The sequence below is a fragment of the Prevotella multiformis DSM 16608 genome (assembly GCF_000191065.1).
Lineage (GTDB): Bacteria > Bacteroidota > Bacteroidia > Bacteroidales > Bacteroidaceae > Prevotella > Prevotella multiformis.
Genome location: NZ_GL872296.1, coordinates 1 through 823, shown reverse-complemented (window position 1 = coordinate 823; position 823 = coordinate 1). Strand labels below are relative to the sequence as shown.

1 protein-coding gene is annotated in these 823 nt (G+C 48.8%); it reads left to right on the top strand.

Annotated features, from left to right (window positions below):
* Window positions 1-132 precede the first annotated feature (132 nt).
* The coding region (locus HMPREF9141_RS12345; RefSeq protein ID WP_007369110.1) for a transposase at window positions 133-823 on the top strand (691 nt) is incomplete at its 3' end.

The window sequence follows — 823 nt, the reverse complement described above, 5'->3', positions numbered from 1 at the left end:
CCTTAAATCCGTAGCGTAAAATCTTGCAAGTAATCCAAGTGCCTGAGAAACAAAGTTCTCAAAACACTTGGATATGTCAGAAATTTCACCTATCTTAGTGCTGCAAACATAACAAGTAAGCAAATATCTGACATGACAAAGGTAGCAATTAAAAACGAGAATATCACTTCCTTCGGAGGAATTTATCACATCATGGACGTTTTTTCAAGGTTGGGCTTTGAAAAACTTATCGAATCCGTGTTGGGCAGACGCGGATGCAGCGGCAAGGCATTCAGCCATGGAAGCATCCTGGGCTCCCTCTTCTTCAGCTACCTTTGTGGTGGGGACTGTCTTGAGGACATCAATGCACTTATTGGGCAGTTCAGGCAGAGACCTGGTACGCTGTTACCCGGTGCCGACACCGTGGGGCGCGGACTGAAGGAGCTTGCCGAAGAGAATATTGTCTATAAGAGCGAAACCTCCGGCAAGTCCTACAGTTTCAACACTGCAGAGAAGCTGAACACCTTACTTTTACGGATGATACGGAGAATGGGACTTATAAAGGTGGGCAGCCATGTTGACCTGGACTTTGACCACCAGTTTGTTCCTGCCCGCAAGTTCGATGCAAAGTATTCCTACAGGCAGGACCATGGCTATTTCCCGGGCTGGGCTTCCATCGGGGGCATCATAGTCGGAGGTGAGAACCGTGACGGAAACACCAATGTGAGATTCCATCAGGAGGACACGCTTCGCCGAATTATGGACCGTGTGACCTCCGAACTTGGTGTTGTGACAGAGCGTTTCCGTGCCGACTGCGGGTCGTTCTCGAAGGAAATCATCCGAA